Raw genomic sequence first — 22637 nt, forward strand, 5'->3', positions numbered from 1 at the left:
GCGGAGCACCCGGTGACTGACTCGACCATCATTTACACACACACTGACGAGGCCCCGGCCCTGGCGACGTATTCCTTCCTGCCGGTGGTCCAGGCGTACGCCTCGCAGGCGGGTGTCACGGTGGAGACGCGTGACATCTCGTTGGCCGGGCGCATCATCGCCGTGTTCCCGGAGTACCTCCAGGAGGACCAGCGCATCCCGGACGCCCTCGCCGAGCTGGGCGAGCTGGCCAAGAACCCCGCGGCCAACATCATCAAGCTGCCGAACGTCTCGGCGTCCATCCCGCAGCTCAGGACCGCGATCGCGGAGCTGCAGGGCCAGGGCTACGCGCTGCCGGACTACCCGGACGACCCGAAGACCGACGAGGAGCGCGAGATCCGCGCCCGCTACGACAAGATCAAGGGTTCCGCCGTGAACCCGGTCCTGCGTGAGGGCAACTCCGACCGCCGCGCCCCCGCCTCGGTCAAGAACTACGCCAAGAGCCACCCGCACCGCATGGGCGCCTGGACCCCCGAGTCCAAGACCAACGTGGCGACCATGGCCGCGGACGACTTCTGCTCCACCGAGAAGTCCGTGGTGATCTCCGAGGCCGGTGCGCTGCGCATCGAGCTGAAGGGCGACGACGGCTCCACCACCGTGCTGCGCGAGTCGGTGCCGGTCCTCGAGGGCGAGGTCGTCGACGCCTCCGTGATGCGCGTCGCCGCGCTGCGCGAGTTCCTGACCGCGCAGGTCGCCCGCGCCAAGGAGGAGGGCGTCCTCTTCTCCGTGCACCTGAAGGCCACGATGATGAAGGTCTCCGACCCGATCATCTTCGGTCACGTCGTGCGCGCCTTCTTCCCGAAGACGTTCGCGAAGTACGGCGAGACGTTCGCCGCGGCCGGTCTGACCCCGAACGACGGTCTGGGCGGCATCTTCAAGGGCCTCGAGGCCCTGCCGGAGGGCGCCGAGATCAAGGCCTCCTTCGACGCCGAGCTGGCCGAGGGCCCGGAGCTGGCCATGGTCGACTCCGACAAGGGCATCACCAACCTCCACGTGCCCTCCGACGTGATCGTGGACGCCTCCATGCCGGCCATGATCCGCACCTCCGGCCACATGTGGGGCCCGGACGGCCAGGAGCACGACACCCTCGCGGTGCTGCCGGACAGCAGCTACTCGGGCGTGTACCAGGCCGTGATCGAGGACTGCCGCGCCCACGGCGCGTACGACCCGTCCACCATGGGCTCCGTCGCCAACGTCGGCCTCATGGCGCAGAAGGCCGAGGAGTACGGCAGCCACGACAAGACCTTCGAGATCGCGACCACGGGCACGGTCCGCCTGGTCGACCAGAACGGCACCGTCGTCCTGGAGCAGACCGTCTCGGCCGGCGACATCTTCCGCGCCTGCCAGGCCAAGGACGCCCCGATCAAGGACTGGGTGAAGCTCGCCGTCACGCGCGCCCGCGCCACCGGTGACCCCGCGGTGTTCTGGCTGGACGCGAACCGCGCCCACGACGCCAACCTCATCGCCAAGGTCGAGCAGTACCTGCCGGAGCACGACACCGAGGGCCTGGACATCCGCATCCTGTCCCCGATCGAGGCCACCAAGCTGTCGGTGGAGCGCATCCGCCGCGGCGAGAACACCATCTCCGTCACCGGCAACGTCCTCCGTGACTACCTCACGGACCTGTTCCCGATCCTGGAGCTGGGCACCAGCGCCAAGATGCTGTCGGTCGTCCCGCTGATGGCGGGCGGCGGCCTGTTCGAGACGGGCGCCGGCGGTTCCGCGCCGAAGCACGTCCAGCAGCTCGTCAAGGAGAACTACCTGCGCTGGGACTCGCTCGGCGAGTTCTTCGCCCTGGTGCCGTCCCTCGAGCAGTACGCGAAGACCACCGGCAACGCCCGCGCCCAGGTCCTCGCCGACACCCTCGACCGCGCCACGGCGACGTTCCTCAACGAGGACAAGTCCCCGACCCGTCGCGTCGGCGGCATCGACAACCGCGGCAGCCACTTCTACCTGTCCCTGTACTGGGCGCAGGAGCTGGCCCGGCAGACCGACGACGCGGAGCTGGCGAAGGCGTTCGCGCCGCTCGCCGAGACGCTCGCCGCGAACGAGCAGAAGATCGTCGACGAGCTGATCGCCGTCCAGGGCAAGCCGGCCGACATCGGCGGCTACTACCAGCCCGACCCGGCGAAGGCCGCGGCGACGATGCGCCCGTCGGCGACGTGGAACGACGCCCTGGCGACGCTGGCGTGACCACCGCCGCCTGAGCACACGGACCGCCCCGGCCGGATCGCATCCGGCCGGGGCGGTCTGTTGTCGGGCTCGGCTGTCGTCAGGGGGTGAGCACCTGACGTAGCTGCTCGGTGCTGGGAGCGCCGGACAGGCCCTCGGGCGTGCGGTACACCCGGCAGGCCAGCCCTGGCGTGCGGCCGGGCTCGGCGAACGGGTCGCGGCCGTCGATCAGGACGGTCGGGGAGCCCGTGAAGCCGCTCCGCTCGGCCTCGGCCTCCTCGGTGATCACCCGTGTGGTGAAGCCGACCTCGCTCAGCCCCACGTCGTCCAGGGCCTGCCGCAGCCGTTCGGCGGCGACCTTCTCGTTCGGGCAGTCCGGCACGACCAGCACCTCGATCTCCATACCTCCAGCATCCCGCGCCACCGGACGCGCGGAACAGGCGGGTACCGGGACCCGCCGGTCACCCGGTCCGGTGTGAGATCCGTCTGACCTGGAGCACCACGCACACGGCGCGGGCCTGTCGCCGTACGATCGGGCAATGCCTGACACGACCGAAACCACGCCCGGCTGGCTGGCCCCCGACGACCTCGAGCTGGCGCGTGCCCGCATGCCGATCCTGTACGTGGAAGCGGTGCCCGTGCGCGTCGACGAGAGCGGCGAAGTCACCAGCATCGGCCTGCTGTTGAGGATCGGCCCCGACGGGACCGTCAGCCGCGCGCTCGTCTCCGGGCGGGTCCTGCACCACGAGCGGGTCCGGGACGCCCTCCTGCGTCATCTGGAGAAGGACCTCGGGCCGGTGGCGCTCCCCCGCGTGCCGCCGTCCTTGCAGCCCTTCACCGTGGCCGAGTACTTCCCGATGCAGGGGATCACCCCGTTCCACGATCCCCGCCAGCACGCGGTGTCGCTCGCCTACATCGTTCCCGTGTCCGGCGACTGCCGACCGCGCCAGGACGCGCTCGACCTGGAGTGGTTCAGCCCGCAGGAGGCGTCCTCGGTCGTGGTGCAGAACGAGATGCCGGGCGGCCAGGGCGTCCTGCTCAAGCAGGCCCTCGCCCATGTCGGCTGCCTGTCCTGACGGATACGTCCGGCCCGGCGCCCCGCTCGACGGAGAGCGGCGCCGGGCCAACCCCCGCTACCTCTGCGGAAGTTGACGCCCCGTCAGACCGGATCCACCTCGATGCCGTGACGCCGCAGCAGCGCCGCCGCCACACCGTCCCCGGGGCGCAGGGTGCCGCTGAACGTACCGTCATAGATCTGTCCGCACCCGCACGACGGGCTGCGGGCCATCAGGAGCGCCTTGCGGGCCCCGGCGGCACGGGCGGCGGCCAGCACCTGACGCGCGCCGTCCAGGAACTGCTCGGTGCGGTCCACACCCGTGATGTCGACCACCCTGGCGCGGCCCTCCAGCACGTCCTCGCCGTCCCCGCCGACGATCTCGGCCGGTTCACGCGGGGTGGACAGACCGCCCGCCACCTCGGGGCAGAACACGACCGCGCTTCCCTCGGCGGCCAGCGCCCTTCCCCGCTCCGACTCCACCACGCGCCCGTTGTACCGACAGGGCACACCCGTCAGACACGCACTGACCACCACCGGTTCCATGGGGACCACCCTATCGACGGCGGCACCGACACGCGCCGGGCCCATCGCCTTCGACCCCTGGCCGTGCCGGCTCAGCCGGTCGCGGCCCGGCGGGAGCGGATCTGCATGCCGGGGCGGCGTCGGTGGACGGTGAGGTACGACAGGCCGTGTTCCCCCGCGGCCAGGCTCCGGGTGGAACCGTGCGGCAGCCAGAGCAGGGCGCCCTCGGTCAGCTGCTGGGGATCGTCCTGCGCGGTCAGCGTGCCGCCGCCGGACAGGACGAGGAGGAGGACGTCGAGGTCCGGCTCGGTGTGGGTGTCCACCTGGTGCCCTGGCGGCAGACGCACGACGTTGGCGTCGAGCTGGCGCCCGGACTCGGCCAGCTTCCACAGGGCCCCGGCCGGGGCGTCGGGGAGTTCGGCGAGGGCCCGGGTGTCGCACAGCAGGCGCGGTACGGGGGCCGGGCTGCCGGGGTCGGGGGCGGTGGTGTGAGGGTCAGTCATCGCGGGTGATCCGTCCGTTGCGTACCCCTCAGGGGGGCCGGTTCAGGACGGGATCCTAGCCGTCGGCCCGGTGGCGTGGGCGGCGAGCCGACGGCGAACGCGGTGTGGGTCAGGCGGTCTTGGCGACCGTCAGCAGGGCGGCGGCGTCTTCGAGGGCCTCCAGGCTGTGGCGGGCGGGCGGCACGAGGAGCAGGTCGCCGGCCATGCCCTCCCACGCGTCGTCGCCGCTGCGCAGCCGTACCCGGCCACGCAGCACCAGAAGCGTCGCCTCGCCGGGGTTCTCGTGTTCGGCCAGAGCGGTGTCGGCGCGCAGGGCGATGAGGGTCTGGCGCAGGGTGTGCTCGTGACCGCCGTAGAGGGTTTCGGCGCTCCGGCCGGTCGGGGACGCGGCGGCCCGCTCCAGGTGTTCGCGGACGCGGGCATCGAGGGAGAACTTCTGCATGGCGGTCGTGTGCCTTCTGTGTCAGTAGCGGGTGCCGATACGACGCCAGCGGCGTCCGCTGGTGCCGGGTTCGGCGGGGTGGGTCGCGGTGCGGGAGCGGTAGAGGACGAACGGACGCCACAGATACCAGAGCGGGACGCTCCAGGCGTGCACCAGCCTGGTGAAGGGCCACACGGCGAGGATGGCCCAGGCGGCGGTGGCGTGGACCTGGTAGATGAGCGGGGCGTGGGAGATGGCGTCGACGTCGGGGGCACCGGCGAACAGGCCGCGGAACCACAGGGCGACGCTGCCCCGGTAGTCGTAGCCGCCGCCGAGGAGGTTGACGCCCAGGGTGGGGATGGTGCCGAGCACGATCACGACGGCCAGCAGGATCAGGGCGAGCCAGTCGACGGGGCTGGTGGTGGCCCGTACGCGCGGCACGGTGGTGCGGCGGAAGGCGAGGATCGCGACCCCCGCGAGGACGGCGAGCGCGGCGAGCGTGCCGCCGACGGAGGAGAACCAGCGGTAGGTCTGCTCGGGGATCCCCAGTCGGCGGGTCAGCGACGCGGGGACGAGGATGCCGAGCACATGACCGGCGATGGCGGCGAGGGCGCCGTAGTGGAAGAGCGGCCCGCCCCACTTCAGCAGCCTGCCCTCCTGGAGTTGGGTGGAGCGGCTGGTCCAGCCGAACTGGTCGTAGCGCCAGCGCCAGATGTGGCCGACGACGAAGGTGGCGAGGGCGAGGTAGGGCAGGATGACCCACCACCACAGGTCCCAGGAACTCACCGGCCCTCCTCTGCGCGCGAAGTGCTCAAGTCGACTGCCAGTCCGGTCTGTTCCGGTGGGCCGAAGGGCTCCAGGCCGACCCGCTCGCCCGGTGGCCCCTCGGTCGCGAGCCGGTGCCATGTGGCGCGCTCGTGGCGGCCCGGCTCGGGCAGTCGGCCGCAGAGGGTGTCGAGGACGCCGCCGTACGGCTCGTCGTGTTCGTGGAGCGCCCGCCGCAGCAGTTCGAGCCCGGCCCGGCACTGCAACAGGACGCGGTGGCCGGGCCGCGGGGCGAGGGCGGCGAACTCCAGGATCAGCGGGAGGAAGTCGGGGAGTTCACTCTCGGGCGGCTCGTGACCGGCCTGCCGGTAGGCGTGTTTGAGGGCGAGCAGAGCCATGCCGCGGGCGCGGCTGTCGCCGTGCCGGTAGTAGGTCAGGTGCAGACTGCGGCGGCGGGTGTGGTCGAAGGTGTCCACGTAGCGCACGGCGGCCTCGGTGGGCGTGCGGCGCCGCAGATGGTCGCAGGCCGCGCCGAGCCGGGCGCGGTCGGCCGGGGCGCCGATCGCCGGGAGCGCGGCGGCGATGTCGTCGAGGCGGGCGAGCACCGTCTCGTCCGGGTAGCGCAGCAGGATCGAGGCCATGCGGTGCACCAGGGGCGTGTCGGCGGCCATGTGCCGGGCGCGGCGGCGGATCATCTCTCGCTCCCGTCGCCGAAGAGCCCGGGGGCGGGGCCGGTGCCGTTCCAGCCGAGGAGGTTGAAGCGCACCGTCCCGTCGCTGTCGCGGAACCGGCTGCCACCACCGTCCGGTACGACCGCTCCGGGCAGCGGCGGCGGTACGGCGTCCCGCTCCTCCTCGTCGGGGTGGTCCAGCGAGCAGTGCTGGGCCATCAGGGCGCCGGAGTCCTCGGCGTGCGCCTTGGGGACGACGTAGCGGTCGTCGTACTTGGCGATGGCCAGCAGCCGGTACAGGTCCTCGAGGTCCGCCGCGTCGGCGCCGACCGAGTCGAGCAGTGCCTGGTCCACCGGGTCGCCGAGCTGCCGGGCCCGCATGTGGACGCGCAGCGCGGTCAGCTTGCGCAGCACCCGCTCGATGACGGCCGTGTCTCCGGCGGTGAGGAGCCGGGCGAGATACTCCATGGGGATGCGCAGGGCGTCGATGGCGGCGAAGACGTGGTCGGGGTCGTCGTCGTGGTAGCCGGTGGCGTGCACCGCGTCGGTGACCGGGGACAGCGGGGGCACGTACCAGACCATCGGCAGGGTGCGGTACTCCGGATGGAGCGGCAGCGCGACCTTGTGCTTCTTGACGAGCGCGTACACCGGGGAGCGCCGGGCGGCCTCGATCCAGTCGTGGGCGACGCCGTCCCGCTCGGCCGCCGCGCGCACCCGCGGGTCCTCGGGGTCGAGGAAGACCGACAACTGCGCTTCGTACAGGTCGCGTTCGTCCTTCACCGACGCCGCGGCCCGGACCGCGTCGGCGTCGTAGAGCAGCACGCCGAGGTGGCGCAGCCGGCCCACGCAGGTCTCCGAGCAGACGGTGGGCTGCCCGGCCTCGATGCGCGGGTAGCAGAAGGTGCACTTCTCGGCCTTGCCGGTGCGGTGGTTGAAGTACACCTTCTTGTACGGGCAGCCGGAGACGCAGAACCGCCAGCCGCGGCAGCGGTCCTGGTCCACCAGCACGATGCCGTCCTCCTCCCGCTTGTACATCGCGCCCGACGGGCACGAGGCGACGCAGGACGGGTTGAGGCAGTGCTCGCAGATCCGCGGCAGATAGAACATGAAGGTGTGCTCGAACTCCAGCCGCACCCGTTCCACGAGGCCCGCCAGGTTCGGGTCGGCAGAGGCGTGGGCGGCGGTTCCGGCCAGGCTGTCGTCCCAGCTGGGGCCGTGCGCCGGGGTCATGTCCCGGCCGGTCAACTGGGACTTGGGGCGGGCGCTCGGGAAGTCCTCGGAGAGCGGGGCGGTGGTCAGCCGCCGGTAGTCGTAGGTCCAGGGCTCGTAGAAGTCGTCGAGGGAGGGCAGTTCGGGGTTGTAGAAGAGGGTCGCCAGTCTGCGCAGCCGTCCGCCCGCCCGCAGCGTCAGCCTGCCGCGGCGGTTCAGGGTCCAGCCGCCCTTCCACCGCTCCTGGTCCTCGTAGCGGCGGGGGTAGCCGGTGCCGGGCCTGGTCTCGACGTTGTTGAACCACATGTACTCGGCGCCCGGCCGGTTGGTCCAGGTCTGCTTGCACGTGACCGAACAGGTGTGGCAGCCAATGCACTTGTCGAGGTTCATCACCATGGCGACCTGTGCCATCACGCGCATCAGAACCGCACCTCCTGGGACCGGCGGCGGATGACGGTGATCTCGTCACGCTGGTTGCCGGTGGGGCCGATGTAGTTGAAGCCGTAGGAGAACTGGGCGTATCCGCCGATGAGATGGGTGGGCTTGATCAACAGGCGGGTGAGGGAGTTGTCGCCGCCGCCGTGCAGGCCCGAGGTCTCTGTCTTCGGCACGTTCAGATGCCGGTCCATGGTGTGGTACATGAACACCGTGCCCCGCGGCATGCGATGGGTGACCACGGCGCGACAGGCGACCACGCCGTTGCGGTTGTACGCCTCGATCCAGTCGTTGTCGGTCACGCCGATCCGCTCCGCGTCCAGGGGGCTCATCCAGATCACGGGACCGCCGCGGAAGAGGGTGAGCATGTGCAGGTTCTCCTGGTACTCGGAGTGGATCGACCACTTCGAGTGCGGGGTCAGGTAGCGCACCACGAGTTCGGGGCGGCCGTCCGGGGCGCGACCGGGGTCGCCGAAGTGGGCGGTCATGGTCAACGGCGGCCGGTAGACGGGGAGTTGCTCACCGAACTCGGCCATCCAGTCATGGTCGAGGAAGAAGTGCTGGCGGCCGGTGAGGGTGTGCCAGGGCGTGCGGCGTTCGACGTTCAGCGTGAAGGGCGAGTAGCGGCGGCCACCGGACTCGGTGCCGGACCACTCCGCCGAGGTGTACACCGCGCGGGGCTGGGTGCGGGTGTCCTCGAAGGTGATCCGGTCGTCGCGGTGGGCCTGCGCGAGATCGTCCAGATGGACACCGGCGCGCTCCTGGAGCCTGCCCAACGACAGGGCCGCCAGGCGGCCGTTGGTCGTCCCGGACAGGGCCAGGATCGCCTCGCAGAACTGGTCGTCGCGGGCGATCGAGGGACGTCCGTCGGCGATGCCGCCCCGCACGGTGCCGTTGCGGCGGCGCAGGTAGTCGATCTCCTGGTCCGGCGTCCAGGTCAGACCCTTGGTGGAGGTGCCGAGTCGCTCCAGCAGGGGGCCGACGGCGGCCATCTTCGCGGCCACCGCGGTGTAGTCGCGCTCCACCACGATCAGCTTCGGCATGGTCTTCCCGGGCACCGGCTCGCACTGCCCCGCCTTCCAGTCCCGTACGCGCCCCTGGGGCTGGGCCAGTTCGTCCGCCGTGTCATGGGCGAGCGGCGCGGCGATCACGTCCCGCCGCACCCCCAGATGGGTGGCGGCCAGCCGGGAGAACTCGGCGGCGAGGGTGTGGAAGGCGTCGAAGTCGGTACGGGTCTGCCACGGAGGTGCGATGGCCGGGCTGAAGGCATGCACGAACGGATGCATGTCGGTGGAGGACAGGTCGTACTTCTCGTACCAGGTCGCCGCGGGCAGCACCACGTCGGAGAACAGGCAGGTGCTGGTCATCCGGAAGTCGAGCGTCACCGACAGATCCAGCTTCCCCACCGGGGCCGGCTCGCGCCAGACCACGTCGGTGGGGCGCAGCCGGGGCGGGGTCTCGGTCGCGGTCACCGCGTCGTCGGTGCCCAGCAGATGCCGCAGCATGTACTCGTGGCCCTTCATGGACGAGGCGAACAGGTTCGCCCGCCAGATGAGCAGCACCCGGGGGAAGTTGGCCGGATCGTCGGGGTCCTCGGCGGCGAACCGCAGCCGCCCCGCCTTCAGTTCCTCGACGACGTACTCCCCCACCTCCTTGCCCGCCTGCTCGGCCTCGTCGCAGATCCGCAGCGGGTTGCGATCGAATGCCGGGTGCGAGGGCATCCAACCCAGCCTGGCCGCAAGGGCGTTGCAGTCCGGGAGGGTGCGCCCCGCCAGTCGCCCCTCGCCGAGCGGACTGGCCAGGGTGTCGGCGCCGAACGCCTCGTAGCGCCATTGGCCGGTGGCCAGCCAGAACAGCGGGGTGCCCACCATGTGCCGGGTGGGACGCTGCCAGTCCAGGCCGAACGCGAGATGGAACCAGCCGGTCAGGGGCCGGATCTTCTCCTGCCCGACGTAGTGCGCCCAGCCGCCGCCGTTCACCCCCTGGCTGCCGGTGAGCATCACCAGGGAGAGGAACGAGCGGTAGATCTGGTCGGAGTGGAACCAGTGGTTGGTGCCCGCGCCCATGGCGATCATCGAACGGCCCTGGGTGCGTTCGGCGTTGCGCGCGAACTCCCGGGCCACCCGCGCGGCTGCCCCGGCGGGCACCGAGGTGATCGCCTCCTGCCAGGCAGGGGTGCACGGGGCGGAGGGGTCGTCGTACCCGGTCGGCCACCGGCCGGGCAGGCCCTCGCGGGCCACCCCGTACTGGGCGAGCACGAGGTCGAACACGGTGGTCACCAGATGCCCGCCGACGCGCACCGCCGGGACGCCGCGGCGCAGGACGGCGCCGGACTCCCCCGCTCCCGTGTCGAACCGCGGCAGATCGACGGCCACCGCCTCGGCGTCCGGCCGCCCGTGCAGGGTCAGCAGCGGGTCGGCCCCCTCCAGCCGGAGGTTCCAGCGGCCTTGCCCGGAGTCGGTCCAGCGAAAGCCCAGCGAACCGTTCGGCACGACCGGCCGCCCGGTGCGCCCGTCCAGCAGCACCGTCTTGAACTCGGCTGCCTCCGTGGGCGGTTCGGGCAGCTCGGCGGCGGTGAGGAACTTGTCGGGCACGTACGCGTCCGCGCGCGTCCGCAGCCGTACCAGGAACGGCAGATCGGTGTACGTCCTGGCGTACTCGGTGAAGTACGGCACCTGCCGGTCGCGGTAGAACTCGGTCAGGATCACATGCCCCATCGCCATGGCCAGCGCCCCGTCGGTGCCGGGGGCCGCCGCCAGCCAGTCGTCGGCGAACCTGGTGTGGTCGCCGTAGTCCGGGGACACCACCACGACCTTCTGTCCGCGGTAGCGGGCCTCGGTCATGAAGTGCGCGTCCGGGGTGCGGGTGACCGGCAGGTTGGTGCCCCACACGATCAGATAGCCCGCGTTCCACCAGTCACCGGACTCCGGCACGTCCGTCTGGTCGCCGAACACCTGCGGCGCGGCCATGGGCAGGTCGGCGTACCAGTCGTAGAAGGAGGAGATCGTGCCGCCGATCATCGACAGATACCGTGTCCCGGCCGCGTACGACGTCATGGACATAGCCGGGATCGGGGAGAACCCCACGATCCGGTCCGGGCCGTACCGCTTGACCGTGTGCACCTGCGCCGCCGCGACCAGTTCGGCCGCCTCGCGCCAGTCGCAGCGGACGAACCCGCCCTTGCCGCGGGCCCGCTTGTAGGCGGCGGTGCGCTCCGGGTCGGCGACGAGCCACTCCCATGCCTCGACGGGATCGGTGGTGCGGGCCTTGGCCCGCCGCCACAACTCCAGCAGCGGGCCGCGGACGTACGGGTAGCGGATGCGGGTGGGCGAGTAGGTGTACCAGGAGAACGAGGCGCCGCGCGGGCAGCCGCGCGGCTCGTACTCCGGGGAGTCGGGCCCCACCGAGGGGTAGTCGGTGGCCTGGGTCTCCCAGGTGATCAGGCCGTCCTTGACGAACACCCGCCAGGAGCACGAGCCGGTGCAGTTCACCCCGTGCGTGGAGCGCACCTCCCGGTCGTGCCGCCATCGCTCCCGGTAGAACTCCTCCGCCGCGCGCCCGCCCTCGCGGTACAGCGACCGCCGGTCGGGCGACTGCTCGCCGGGGAAGAAGCACTGCGCCGCGCGCATCAGCCGCTCCGCCGCGTCCTGCGCGCGATCGCTGCCCAAGCCCCTCGCCTCCCACTCCGTCCCAGGACCATCGGGCGCTCGCGCGTGCGAACGAAACCGGCCAAGGCAAGTCTTGGCCCCGGTCTCTTCGGACACAACCGGCCAAACGTGGGAAACGTGGGGAACCTCGGGAACGGGGGAATCGGGTGCGGTCGCCACCGATCCGCGGGGCGTGGCCGCTCACCGGTCCATGGCGACAGCCCCCTCGCACAGTTCCAGACGGGACCCCGTGAACCCGGACCGCATACGGCGGTCGTGCGTCACGAGCACCAGCGCGCCCTCGTAGCCGGTCAGGGCCTCCTCCAGTTCCTCCACGAGGGCGGGCGAGAGGTGGTTGGTCGGCTCGTCGAGCAGGAGCAGATCCACCGGTTCGGTGACCAGCCGGGCCAGCTCGATGCGCCGCCGTTGCCCGTACGAGAGTTCACCGATCCGCAGGCGCAGGGCGTCGGGCTCGAACAGGCCGAGGGACAGCAGCCGGTCGGCGTGTTCGTCGCGGTCGCCGGGGCGTCCTTGGGCGTAGGCCTGGAGCACCGTGCGGCCGGGCGGCCAGGGGGTCTCCTCCTGCCGCAGATGTCCGACGCGTCCGGGGACGCACACCGTGCCCGAGTCCGGCGGGAGTTCACCGGTGAGTACCCGCAACAGGGTTGACTTGCCTGCCCCGTTGGGGCCGGTGACGAGCAGCCGTTCGGAGGGCGCGATACGCAGTTCGGACAACCGCAGGCGCCCGTCGACGACCACGCCGTCGAGCGTGACGGCCGGACCGGTCATCGTGCTGTCCCCCGCGGTGGTGATCCGCGCGGTGAACTTCAGCGGGTCCGGCGGCGGGGCGACCGGGTGGGCGGTGAGGCGTTCGACGCGTTCCTTGGCGTTGCGGATCCGGCTCATGGCGCCGTGCACGCGTCCGCGCGCGCGGAAGGCCCCGGAACCGAAGACGGCCTTCTCCATCTTGCGCGGAATGGCGTCCAGCCGCTCGGCGTGGGAGCGCGCCAGACGGCGGCTGCGCGCGAGTTCCTCGCGCCATGTGTCGTACTGGAGTCGGCGACGGCGGCGTTCGGCCGCCTTGGCGGCGAGATAGCCCGCGTATCCGTCGCCGTGCCGGGAGACACGTCCGGCGTCGATCTCGAGGACGGTCGTGGTGAGACGTTCAAGGAAGACACGGTCGTGGGTGACGGCGACGACGGTGCCGCGGTGGGCGCGCAGATGGTCTTCGAGCCAGCCCACGGCCTGGTCGTCGAGGTCGTTGGTGGGTTCGTCGAGCAGGAGGAGTTCGGGCTGGGAGGCGAGCGTGGCGGCGAGTGCGAGCCGTGAGCGTTCGCCACCGGACAGCGTGCCGAGGCGTCGCCGCCGGTCGAGCGAGGGCAGGCCGAGCCCATGGAGGGCGGCGTCGACGCGGGTGTCGGCGCGGTATCCGTCGCGCGCCTCGTACTGTTCGGTCAGCCGCGCGTATGTCGCGAGGGTGGCCGTGAGGTCGGCGCCGGAGGTGGCCTGCCCGAGAGCGGCCTCGGTGCGGCGCAAGTCCGCTTCGAGGGCGCGCAGTTCGGCGAGGGCGAGGTCGACGGCGTCCTGGACGACGGCGTCGGAGGGCAGCGCGAGGGTCTGGGCGAGGTAGCCGATACCGCCGGGGGCGGTGATGGTCACCTCGCCGCTGTCGGGCTGCTCTTCACCGGCGAGCAGGCGCAACAGCGTTGACTTGCCTGACCCGTTGTCGCCGATGACGCCTGCCTTCTCGCCGGGGGCGAGAGAGAAGGCGCACTGGTCGAGCACGGTGCGCTCGTCATAGCGCTTGGTGACGCCGTGCAGCGAGAGTTGGGAGGTAGTGGAAGAGGGCGCGGGCATGCGACAACCCCTGTTCTCGGACGTGCCGATCGGAACGGAATCGAGTACACCGAGACGCCACGACGGCGGAGCGAGGCTCTACGCGGTCGGGCGGGGGATGATCACAGAGTTCCCATGGGAGTCACGCTAGTGGACCCCGACAGGGGCGACAACCGATATCCGTGGCCGGTGTCCTGGGCCCTAGACCATGTACTGGTCGTGGCGGTGGTACAGGTCGGTCCACTCCTCCTCGCTGAGCTGGCGTCCGCTCGCCACGATCTCCGCGAGTTCCTCGAAGTAGGCCTCGCGCGGGGCCCCGGGGGCGAACAGGACGAGCATCGAGGCGGGCCCCTCCGGGTTGTCGAAGGCGTGGACCCCGCCCGGCGGGACGAACAGGAAGTCGCCGGGCGCGGCGTTGACCCAACTGTCGCCGTCGAACAGGCCGACCGTGCCGGACAGGACGAAGAACGACTCCGACATCGTCCGGTGGAAGTGCGCGCCCGGCCCGCTGCCGGGCTCCGCACCCATGTCCCATCGGTAGAGCCCGTACTGCCCGCCGGTGGACGCGCCCGTGGCGAGGTAGTGCACCCGCGAGCGGGTGCCGATCTCCAGGTCGGGTGCGGAGTCGCCCTTCCACAGCCGGGCGTTGACCTCTCCCTTGTCCCCGTGGAAGAGCTGCTTCGGGTACGACATGCCGGTCTCCTCGCGTGCTCACTCGCGGCGCTGTCGAACCAGAAGGCGACATCGCCTCGCCGGACGGTCATTCTCGGTGCCGGTCAGCTCGAAGTCCACGGCAGCCACGCGACCTGCCTCCGCGGGCTAACTCCCTTCGGACGTCCCGGTCGTGACCTTCAGCGTGCCGCACCCGGCGCGAGCGGCCTCCGCCTCGATGTAGCGAGGGAAGAGCGTGTGCAGCAGTGAGCTGGAGTCCCACTCGGTGTTACGGGCCACGAAGGCTACGTCCCCGGTCTGGCAACGGGCCCAGAAGACACCGTTCCGTGCGGAGAGCGACCCTCTGCTGCCGCGGGCGCCCTTCAACGGGGTGCCGTACTCGCTGCTGGAGCGCTCGAAGAGCGCGGCGAGCCGGGGATCCGAGACCGTCATCAGACGCAGCCCCTCAGTGCCCACCCGGAGGTGGTCGCAGGCGCGTACCGGGCCGCCGTCCGGGGTGACCTGGACGAGCGACCAGTCCGTACGCTGCTTGCCGTCCTTCTTGCCGCCGCTGCCGTCGGTGTCGTCCTCGGGCCGTGCCGGGATGGCCAGGCCCTTGATGCCGCATACGGCGTCGGGGCGCTCCTCGGCCCGGATGTCGTCGGCGGCCGGGAGCCGGTCCGAGGGATCCACGACGGTGCCGCTGCACCCCTCCTGGTCGATGATCCGGTTGACCAGCTTCACCACCATGTGGGTCAGCCCGGCCCGCTCCTTCTTGTCGACCTCGCTGTCCTGCACGGTCCATCCGGCGTCGATGTCGACCACGGTGGGACCGTCGATCTCCGAAGGCCTGCCGACACAGCCCTCCGGAAGGGCCAGCCAGGCGCGCGTGTCGGAGGCCATGCCGAGCAGCCCGCCGCCCATCGGGACCAGCCGGGCCGCCAGGAACTCGGAGCCCCAGCGGCCGAGGCCGTCGTAGTGCACGTCGAGTTGGTGCACGTTCACGGTGACCGCGCCGCGCCCGGTGCTCAGCCGGCACACGCCGGAGTAGCCGGTCAGGTCGCGGAACTGGACGGCGGTCTCCTCGGCGACGACCTTGTCCGGTTCGCGGAAGTAGCGCTTCAGGTCGCTGGTGTCGAGCGCGCCCCAGCACTTGTGGTCGGCCCGGAACGGTCCGGTGCCGGTCTGCCAGGCCGTCCCGGCGACGCCGAGCAGCGCGCCGACGACGGCCGTGGCGAGGGCGGGCCGTACCCGGCCGCGCAGCAGTCGGCTCGGATGCCACCAGGCACGCGGGGCGGGCGGCGGTCCGGGGACTTCGGCGGGGCGGTGGTCGTCTGCTTCGGACACAGGGTTGTCTCCCCCGACTTCGTTGCTGCTCATGGCGGTCATGACGATGGGGTGTACCGGGGTGCCAGCGGGGCGCAGCCGAGGCGCTGGGTGACCGCGTCGGTGAACGCCTTCTGCCGCTCGCTCGACATGAAGAGCATGACGAAGGTCGCCGGACGGCCCGCGCAGTCCGCGCGGACGATGCCGTAGTCGTCCTTGAACACACCCGTGCCACGCCAGCCCGGCGCGGGCGGCCGGTCGCCGGTCACTCCGTCGAGCAGGTCCGCCAGGCGTGGCTGCGCCACCATCAAGCCGTCGTAGACCCGTCCCTCGCCCCGCTCGAGCCGCAGCGAACAGGACTGCAAGTCACGGTCGACCGCACCGACCTGGTACTCCACTTCGTCCCCGACCGCCTTGTCGACGGTGAGACCGGGGATACGGCAGACGTCGTCGGTGACGAAGTTCTCCGCCTTCTCGGGCAGTTGCAGCATCGGCGAGACGAGCTTGTACGGCCGACCCGCCTCACAACCGGCCGCCTCCATCCCGTGGTTGGCGGCGGCGACAAGCAGTGCCGCGACCGATCGGGTGCCGCCCAGCCCCACCCGCCCGGCCGAAGTGCCCTTGCTCCAGGTGTCCGTCGCATGGGAGGTGAGGGTGACGACGGTCGGCCGCCCGTCGGGGGCGTCGCACCGCTTCGGCAGCACGATGGCCCCGCCGAGGCTGTGCACGACGCCGGGCAGCCCGTCGGGAAGCGGCAGCGCGTCGCCCCCGAGGTGATCGGCCACCCAAGTCGCGCGCTCCGAAAGGGGTTTGGGGACGGGCCCGTAGTCGACATTGACCTTGACGCGAGTGGTGATCTTGTCATCGTCACCGAAGGAGTGCCAGGTGTCGATGGCGACCGCGCAGGTGCCGGTGGGGTGCTGCCGGGTCGGGGCCTCCTCGGTTCCGGTGCGTCGGCCGTTGCCGTCGTCCAGGGCCGCGCCGCCGAGGAATTCGGGGCCGCTGTTCTCCCGCCAGGCGCCCCAGCAGTAGCTCTCGTCGGCGGTGAAGGGCCAGGTCCGGGTGGCCCAGGTACCGGCGAGCGCGGCGAGCAGCACGAGCGCCGCACCGCCTGCCAGCAGCTTCCGCTTCCCGACTCCGCGCCACCCCGAGCGCTTCACCGACTCCCCTGCCTCGCCCGTCACATGCACCCCGCCCGTCGCCCCCATACGTCCGTCCCCGTACGCCCCGTGATCTTCAACCGCCGAGGCTAACGAGACCGTGTCTCGACGCGGTAACCGTGCGATGCGGATACGGTGCCTGGCTGCGACGCCCCGCCTGACGGAGCGGCCGGGGTTCCTGGCTCGCGCCGAGGTCAGCGCGGGACGCGGTGCGGGCCTTGGGCACCCACTCGCTTCGCGTACTCCGCCAGTCCGTCCTCGGTCTCCCCCGCCCAACCCACGTAACCGTCCGGGCGGATCAGGAACACACCTGTGCCGTACCGGTCATGTGGCGCGTCGGCGCTCACTGTCAGCAGGGTCCAGTGCGGACCACGGAACGCGCCGAACAGGCGCGTCCCCCTCGGCGAATGGGCCGTCGACCGCGTCATCCGCGTCCAGGCACTGTACGCGGCGGGTCTGCACAGCAAGAAGATCGCGCAGTTGCTCCCCTGCATGCGGGACACGGACGGCGGCCTGAGCGAGATCGCCACCCCGCAACTGGTCGACGAACTGGTCGCGGAGCGGACCCGCATCGATCGATTGATCGCCGAACTGTCCCTGTCCCGGGACATCTTGGACGAGACCATCGAGGCGGCGTCGAGGGGCCTGCCGGAGGGAGCGCCGGCCGTCCGAAGGTGATACGACGCAGGGGCTGGATGAGTCATCACCCCCGGGCGGCCTCCAGGATCAGTCCCGCGATGTCCTTCGGGTGCGAGACCAGTGACAGATGTCCGGCGTCCACCTCGACGGTGTGGGCGCGCATCCGGGCGGCCAGGAAGCGCTGGAGGCCGGGGTCGATGATGCGGTCGTTCTTCGACACGGCGTACCAACTGGGCTTCTGCCGCCACGCCGCCACGGTCGTCGTCGACGGAGCGGTCGAGAGTGGCCCCTGGACCGCGTAGAGCCGCAGCGCCTCCGCTTCGGGCAGGTCATGGGCGAAGTCGTGCAGGAACGCCTGTCGGGTCAGCCACTGAAAGCCGTCGGACTTGACGACCCCGCGAGCGACCGGCGGGGCCGGGAACCGGGCCGCGACGGCGGGGTAGTCCTCACCGGCGTCCGGGGCCCGCGCGGCGACGTAGACCAGCCCGGCGACGTTCGGCGCGAGCCCCGCCTGGGAGATCACCGTTCCGCCGTAGGAGTGACCGACCAGAAGAGTCGGACCGTCCTGCCGCGCCAGCGCCCGCTCGGTCGCCGCGACGTCGTCCCGCAGCGAGGTGAGCGGGTTCTGCACGGCGATCACCTCCAGGCCTGCCGCCTGGAGCAACGGAATCACCTTCGACCAGGAGGAGCCGTCCGCGTAGGCACCGTGGACGAGCGTCACATGCCGCACCGGCGAACGCCCCCGCGGCGCCGCCTGCGCTGCTTGCGCTGCCTGTGCCAAGGGCCCGACGGCCACCGATGCCGCGGCGGCACCGAGCACCGAGAACTGGCGACGTGTGATCACGGGCCCTCCTTCTGCTGGACGCGCGACACATCCTTGCATCTCCTGCCAAAGCGGGCGAGCCACGTACGTAGACGATCGCGTAGACGCCGTAGACGCCTTCGCAGACGACCTCGCGAACGACGGTCCGTACGGCCGAAGACGCGCGCGCCCAGCCGCCCGGCCGACCCGCCGCCGAGCCGTACCCCCACTCGGCCGATCCGCTCTGGCCCGCGCGAGTGGTCGGCTTCCGAACCAGACTCACCCCCGGAGCGAAGTCGTCCCGAAGGCGGCACCGTGGCCGCATGAACCTGTCTGAAGTACGACATAATGCCCGGTCGGTCCGCTGGTGGCTGCTGCTGGCCAGTGCCACGATGCTCTTCGTCGAGCTGGCGCTGATCAGATGGGCAGGCGCCAACGTCGTCCACCTCAGCTACTTTTCCAACTTCATCCTGCTGGGGTCGTTTCTCGGCATCGGCCTCGGGTTCCTGATCCCGGCCTCGCGGGGGCAGTGGATCAAACAGTGGGCACCGGTTCCGCTCGCGCTTCTCATCATCCTGGTCCGCGTGTGTCCGGTGCAGGTGCGTCAGAGCAGTGAGCAGATCATCTACTTCACCTCCGTGAAGACCACCGGCTTCCCCGAGTGGGTGACCCTGCCGGTCATCTTCCTGCTCACCACGGTGATCATGCTCGCGATCGGCAAGATCACCGCCGATCTCTTCCGGCAGCTTCCCCCGCTCGACGCCTACCGCTTCGACCTGCTCGGCAGCGTCACCGGCTCGGTGTTCTTCGCCCTGCTGTCCCGGCTCGGCACCCCCTCGGTCGTCTGGGGCGTCATCGCCGCCGTGGCCCTGCTGGCCCTCGGCGGCCGACGCAACACCATGCGCTACGCCGTCCCCCTCACGGCGATGGTCGCCGCGCTGTTCCTGGAGACGACCACCGCCGGTATCTCCTGGTCGCCGTACTACAAGATCGAAGTAGCGCCCAAGGCGTCGGGCCCGGGGTATCGCATCTCCGCCAACGGCGTCCCGCACCAGACCATCGTGCCGCTGTCGACGCTGATGCAGAAGGACTCCCTCTACCGGCAGGCGTACGACCGGACGCCGGCCAACCCGCACAAGCGCGTGCTGGTCATCGGGGCAGGAAACGGCAATGACGTCGCCGTCGCGCTCGCGCACGGAGCGGAGCGCGTGGACGCGGTCGAGATCGACCCCCGGTTGCAGCAGATCGGTGCGGAGCGCCACCCCGCGAAGCCGTACGACGACCCCAGGGTGCACGTCCACATCAACGACGGCCGGGCCTACCTGGAGCGGACGAAGGACAAGTACGACCTCATCGTCCTGGCCCTGCCCGACTCGCTCACGCTGGTGTCCGGGGCGAGCAACCTGCGCCTGGAGAGCTATCTGTTCACCCAGCAGTCGTTCGAGGCCGCACGCGATCATCTGGCGCCGCACGGTGCCTTCGCCATGTACAACTACTACCGGACGAGCTGGCTGATCGACCGCTTCGCCGGATCCCTCGACGACATCTACGGCCACGCGCCCTGCATGACGACGTTCGCCAAGAACGCGGCCGTGCTGGTGGCCGGTATGACGCCCGCCGACCAGTCGTGCAAGCAGGTCTGGCAGCCCAGCGGCGCTGTCCCGGCAGCCGCGACCGACGACCACCCGTTCCCGTATCTGCTGCACCGGAGCATCCCCACGCTCTACCTGGGCGTGCTGGGCGGGATCCTGCTGGTCACCCTGCTGTCGGTGCGCCTGACCGGGGTACGGATCCGGGGCACGGTCCGCTACACCGACATGTTCCTGATGGGCGCCGCCTTCATGTTGCTCGAGACGAAGAACGTGATCGGCTTCGCGCTCTACTTCGGTACGACCTGGCTGGTCAACGCCCTGGTCTTCATCGGTGTCCTGCTCGCCGTGCTCGGCGCGGTCGAGGTCCGACGCCGACTGCGGCGGGTCAGCCAACCACTGCTGCAACTCCTGCTCTTCGGCTCTCTCGCGGTGGCCTGGCTCGTCCCGGCGCACGCCGTGCTCGCGCTGCCCTTCGCCGGACGGCTCGCCGCCGCCATCGCTCTCGCCTTCGCCCCCATCTTCTTCGCCAACCTCATCTTCTCGGACCGCCTCGCGCTCGCCCCCGACCCCACCTCCGCGTTCGGCGCCAATCTGCTGGGCTCGCTGACCGGCGGCGTACTCGAGTACCTCGCACTCGTGACGGGGTATCAGGCGCTTCTGCTGGTGGTCGCGCTGTTGTACCTGGGGGCGTGCGTCGCCATGCGATTCGCCGGGCGCGGACCGGACAAGCGGTCGACGCACGTACCGGTGCGGGACGAGGTGGTGACGATCGACCGGCAGTAGCCCGCTCGTCGGTCGGGCCGCGCGCGGCAGGGAGCGTTCTCCTGGTGAGGACAACGCTCCCTGTTCGCCGACCGGGCCGACCGGCCGGGCTCTATCCCGCCATCGGAGCCCCGCGGCGGCGCGTGATCCCGCGGTCGAGAAGCACCATCGGCACGGTCACCAGCGCCAGCCCCGCACCGATCCAGGAGACCGAGGTGACACCCGCACCGGCGTCGAGGGCGGCCCCCGCGAGGACCGGGACGATGCTGATGCCGAGCTGGAACGCGGAGACGGTGGTGGCCCCCGCGAGCGTCGGGGCGTCCGACGCGACCGTGAACACACGCCCGTAAACAGCCGGGTTGAGGACGAATCCGGCGATCCCGAGGAGCAGGACGAGAGGGACGACGGCCAGTGCGTGCCGGGCGAGAGCGGCCAACAGGACGGAGCAGACCAGGATTCCGACCGCCCCGGTCAGGAGCGCGTGCGTGGGCCGCCGGTCGGCGATCCTGCCCCCGATGGACAGGCCCACGAACGCGCCGACACCGAACAGCGCCAGGATCGCCGGTACCCAGACATCGAGGATGCCGGTGACATCGGTCAGGAACGCCGCGAGGTAGTTGAACGAGATCATGTAGGCGGCGGTGCTGAGCAGGGTGACGGCGTAGACCACCCACAACTGCGGTCGCCTCATCGCGCGTACCTCACGTCGCACGCTCGCCTCCCCGTCCGTGCGCGTCACCGGCAACGCGAACAGCACGGTGACCGCCCCGAGGACCGTGAACGCGACGACTCCCCAGAACCCGCCCCGCCAACCGGTGAAGTGGCTGAGCAGCGCACCGGCCGGTCCGCCCGCGATCATCGCGAGACCGATCCCGCTGACGACGACGCCGGAGGCGCGGGCGGTGCGGTCGGGGGTGACGAGGCTGATCGCGGTGACCGCCGCGACCGCCCAGAACCCCGCATAGGCGAGGCCACAGAGGAAGCGGGTGGCCAGCAACACGGTGTAGCTGTCGGTCAGGAGACCGACCGCTACGGACGCGGCGAAGACGGCCTGGGTGACGACGAGCGTGGTCCGGCGCGGCCAGTGCAACGTCAGGACGGCCAAGGGCGGTCCGCCGATGACGACGCCGAGGGCGAACGCCGAGATCAGGGCACCGGCCGAGGACAGGGTGAGGTGCAGGTCGTCCGCGATCGCGGGCAGCACCCCGGCGAGCAGGAACTCCGCACTGCCCATCGCGAACAGGCAGAAGGCGAGGAGGTGGACGCCGAGCGGCAACCTCCCGCGAGCGACCTGCCCCCGCCCTCCGGCCCGTCCGGTCGGTGCGGTGTCGGCACTCACCGCTTCCCGCTCCCGGCCCGCTCGGCCCCCAACTGCTTTACCACAGCGCGGTGTTGTTCGACCGCGCGGTCGGTGTCCTCGTCCAGCAGGTCGGCGTTGAGGGCGAAGGCGGCACTGGATCCCGTACCGGCGGCGGTGATGACCTGAGCGCGCGGGTCGACGACGTTGCCCACGGCCCAGACGCCGCTGACACTGGTGCGGCCGGTGCGGTCGGTGGTGACCCAGCCGCTGTCGTCCTTGTCGCAGCCCAGGTGGGTCAGCAGGTCGTCGTGGGGGACGGGGGTGGGGAAGACGAAAGCGGCGGCACGGGGGACGACGCGGCCGTCGCACAGTTCGATGCCTCGCAACTGGTCACCGTCGACGACGAGTTGCCTGATCTCGCCCTCAGCCAGGCGCACACCGCGCGCCTCCAGCTTCTCCCGGTCCTGCTCGGTCAGGCCCAGGGTGTGCGGGAAGAAGACGACGTCATCGCTCCACTGCCGCAGCAGCAGGGCCTGATGCACGGCACCCGGGTGGGTGCCGAGGACGGCCAGGGGCTGGTCACGGACCTCGTAGGCGTGGCAGTACGGGCAGTGCAGCAGGTCCTTGCCCCACCGCTCGCGCACGCCGGGGATACCGGGCAGCGTGTCGCGCAGGCCGGTCGCGACCAGGACGCGGCGGGCCTTGAGGACCACCCCGCCCGCCATGCGGACGTAGTAGCCGTGGTCGATCTGGTCCACCCGGCCCTCGATGAACTGGACGCCGTAGCGCGCGATCTCGGCGCGCCCGAGGTCGAGCAGGGCGGCCGGGGGCAGGCCCTCGCGGGACAGGAAGCCGTGCATGTGCGCGGCGGGCGCGTTGCGTGGCTCACCCGCGTCGATCACCGCCACCTTGCGGCGGGCACGGCCCAGGAGCAGGGCGGCGCTCAGCCCCGCCGCTCCGGCACCGACCACCACCACGTCGAAGACCTCACCGAAGTCGTCGCGCTGGGCCGCACCGCTGCTGTCGCTGTTCTGGCCACTCGTCGTATTGATCATGGGTACAACCTCCTGCCGCGAGAGTCCGCGCCAGGCCACACATCGACAACTTCCGTTGCCATTTCCGGGACGCG

The 22637-nt window shown here is 71.1% G+C and carries 19 protein-coding genes and 1 pseudogene; 4 read left to right on the plus strand and 16 right to left on the minus strand.

The annotated features are described in order from the left end of the window. The first annotated feature begins 12 nt into the window (after positions 1-12). Positions 13-2232: an NADP-dependent isocitrate dehydrogenase gene (locus tag ACZ60T_RS04950; protein ID WP_469664457.1), complete on the plus strand. Its 2220-nt coding sequence runs from the start codon at positions 13-15 to the stop codon at positions 2230-2232. A gap of 79 nt (positions 2233-2311) precedes the next feature. Here the strand turns inward: ACZ60T_RS04950 and ACZ60T_RS04955 are convergent, their stop codons facing one another. Continuing rightward, the gene (locus tag ACZ60T_RS04955) at positions 2312-2614 is read right to left on the minus strand and encodes a hypothetical protein (RefSeq protein WP_469664459.1); all 303 of its coding nucleotides are present in this window, start codon (positions 2612-2614) and stop codon (positions 2312-2314) included. A 136-nt stretch (positions 2615-2750) separates the two neighbouring features. Here ACZ60T_RS04955 and ACZ60T_RS04960 point away from each other — a divergent pair, with 136 nt between their 5' ends. Continuing rightward, positions 2751-3287: an NUDIX hydrolase family protein gene (locus ACZ60T_RS04960; protein WP_365629448.1), complete on the plus strand. Its 537-nt coding sequence runs from the start codon at positions 2751-2753 to the stop codon at positions 3285-3287. Positions 3288-3370: 83 nt separating this feature from the next. Here ACZ60T_RS04960 and ACZ60T_RS04965 read toward each other — a convergent pair whose 3' ends face one another. The 12 genes and pseudogenes from ACZ60T_RS04965 to ACZ60T_RS05020 form a co-directional block, all read right to left on the minus strand. Next, on the minus strand, positions 3371-3811 hold the full coding sequence (locus ACZ60T_RS04965) for a 2-thiouracil desulfurase family protein (protein WP_469664461.1): 441 nt from the start codon (positions 3809-3811) through the stop codon (positions 3371-3373). A 71-nt stretch (positions 3812-3882) separates the two neighbouring features. After that, the gene (locus ACZ60T_RS04970) at positions 3883-4293 is read right to left on the minus strand and encodes a hypothetical protein (protein ID WP_469664463.1); all 411 of its coding nucleotides are present in this window, start codon (positions 4291-4293) and stop codon (positions 3883-3885) included. Between the two features lie 109 nt (positions 4294-4402). Beyond that, positions 4403-4735, minus strand: a complete 333-nt coding sequence (locus tag ACZ60T_RS04975) for a cupin domain-containing protein (RefSeq protein ID WP_365629457.1) — start codon at positions 4733-4735, stop codon at positions 4403-4405. Positions 4736-4756: 21 nt separating this feature from the next. Next, on the minus strand, positions 4757-5500 hold the full coding sequence (narI, locus tag ACZ60T_RS04980; RefSeq protein ID WP_469664465.1) for a respiratory nitrate reductase subunit gamma: 744 nt from the start codon (positions 5498-5500) through the stop codon (positions 4757-4759). Further along, a complete protein-coding gene (gene narJ / locus ACZ60T_RS04985) occupies positions 5497-6174 on the minus strand; it encodes a nitrate reductase molybdenum cofactor assembly chaperone (protein WP_469664467.1) in 678 nt (225 codons plus the stop codon). The genes narI and narJ overlap by 4 nt, the downstream gene beginning before the upstream one ends. Beyond that, on the minus strand, positions 6171-7778 hold the full coding sequence (gene narH / locus ACZ60T_RS04990) for a nitrate reductase subunit beta (RefSeq protein ID WP_469664469.1): 1608 nt from the start codon (positions 7776-7778) through the stop codon (positions 6171-6173). The genes narJ and narH overlap by 4 nt, the downstream gene beginning before the upstream one ends. Beyond that, positions 7778-11422 carry a nitrate reductase subunit alpha gene (locus tag ACZ60T_RS04995; protein ID WP_469664769.1) on the minus strand — a complete coding sequence of 1215 codons (3645 nt, stop codon included), beginning with the start codon at positions 11420-11422 and terminating at the stop codon, positions 7778-7780. The genes narH and ACZ60T_RS04995 overlap by 1 nt, the downstream gene beginning before the upstream one ends. 219 nt (positions 11423-11641) lie before the next feature. Further along, positions 11642-13297, minus strand: coding sequence for a TlrC/CarA/OleB/SrmB family ABC-F type ribosomal protection protein (locus ACZ60T_RS05000; RefSeq protein WP_469664471.1), 1656 nt, complete (start codon positions 13295-13297; stop codon positions 11642-11644). Between the two features lie 180 nt (positions 13298-13477). Beyond that, positions 13478-13969 (minus strand): cupin domain-containing protein, encoded by a 492-nt coding sequence (locus ACZ60T_RS05005; protein WP_365629472.1) that lies wholly within the window; start codon positions 13967-13969, stop codon positions 13478-13480. Between the two features lie 126 nt (positions 13970-14095). Beyond that, a complete protein-coding gene (locus ACZ60T_RS05010; protein WP_469664474.1) occupies positions 14096-15274 on the minus strand; it encodes a hypothetical protein in 1179 nt (392 codons plus the stop codon). A 38-nt stretch (positions 15275-15312) separates the two neighbouring features. Next, a complete protein-coding gene (locus ACZ60T_RS05015) occupies positions 15313-16461 on the minus strand; it encodes a hypothetical protein (protein WP_469664475.1) in 1149 nt (382 codons plus the stop codon). A 146-nt stretch (positions 16462-16607) separates the two neighbouring features. Beyond that, a pseudogene (locus ACZ60T_RS05020) lies at positions 16608-16811 on the minus strand (aromatic-ring hydroxylase C-terminal domain-containing protein); the annotation flags it as partial. Here ACZ60T_RS05020 and ACZ60T_RS05025 point away from each other — a divergent pair. Continuing rightward, positions 16726-17091, plus strand: a complete 366-nt coding sequence (locus ACZ60T_RS05025; RefSeq protein WP_469664476.1) for a MerR family transcriptional regulator — start codon at positions 16726-16728, stop codon at positions 17089-17091. The pseudogene ACZ60T_RS05020 and the gene ACZ60T_RS05025 sit on opposite strands and share 86 nt — an antisense overlap. Positions 17092-17116: 25 nt before the next feature. Here ACZ60T_RS05025 and ACZ60T_RS05030 read toward each other — a convergent pair whose 3' ends face one another. Next, positions 17117-17896 (minus strand): alpha/beta hydrolase, encoded by a 780-nt coding sequence (locus ACZ60T_RS05030; RefSeq protein WP_365629481.1) that lies wholly within the window; start codon positions 17894-17896, stop codon positions 17117-17119. A gap of 281 nt (positions 17897-18177) precedes the next feature. Here ACZ60T_RS05030 and ACZ60T_RS05035 point away from each other — a divergent pair, with 281 nt between their 5' ends. Further along, on the plus strand, positions 18178-20229 hold the full coding sequence (locus ACZ60T_RS05035; RefSeq protein ID WP_469664479.1) for a spermine/spermidine synthase domain-containing protein: 2052 nt from the start codon (positions 18178-18180) through the stop codon (positions 20227-20229). Between the two features lie 91 nt (positions 20230-20320). On the opposite strand, the gene ACZ60T_RS05040 is transcribed toward ACZ60T_RS05035, so the two are convergent. Together ACZ60T_RS05040 and ACZ60T_RS05045 are read right to left on the minus strand one after the other, a co-directional pair. Then, the gene (locus ACZ60T_RS05040) at positions 20321-21547 is read right to left on the minus strand and encodes a Cmx/CmrA family chloramphenicol efflux MFS transporter (RefSeq protein ID WP_469664481.1); all 1227 of its coding nucleotides are present in this window, start codon (positions 21545-21547) and stop codon (positions 20321-20323) included. Then, on the minus strand, positions 21544-22563 hold the full coding sequence (locus tag ACZ60T_RS05045) for an NAD(P)/FAD-dependent oxidoreductase (RefSeq protein ID WP_469664483.1): 1020 nt from the start codon (positions 22561-22563) through the stop codon (positions 21544-21546). Before ACZ60T_RS05045 ends, ACZ60T_RS05040 begins: the two co-directional genes overlap by 4 nt. Between the last annotated feature and the right edge of the window lie 74 nt (positions 22564-22637).

The organism is Streptomyces sp. NPDC104371 (assembly GCF_055583785.1).